Below are 257 nucleotides of genomic sequence, written 5' to 3'. Positions count from 1 at the left end.
GCGCGTGCTGACCGGCATCACCCGCGCCTCACGATGGCCGGAGCTGCCCGCCAGCTCGCTCGACCTGGTGTTCCAGCGCTGCCGTGAGCTGGCGGCCTGGACCGTGGCCGACTGCGGGCCGGTGCTCGAGGCCGACGAGCTCCTCATGTACGACACCCGGGCGCCGCAGCGCAACGGCGCGACCCTGAGCGCGCTGCAGGCCGCGGACGTCGTCGTGGTCGTCGGCGCGGCCGATCCCGTGGGGCTGCAGCGGCTGG

1 pseudogene is annotated in these 257 nt (G+C 75.5%); it reads left to right on the top strand.

The annotated features are described in order from the left end of the window. Positions 1-257: pseudogene (locus tag PROKR_RS36495) on the top strand (hypothetical protein); the annotation flags it as partial.

Origin of the sequence: Promicromonospora kroppenstedtii DSM 19349 (assembly GCF_000515355.1) — a bacterium.
Lineage (GTDB): Bacteria > Actinomycetota > Actinomycetes > Actinomycetales > Cellulomonadaceae > Promicromonospora > Promicromonospora kroppenstedtii.
This window is presented reverse-complemented; position numbering and strand designations above follow the sequence as displayed.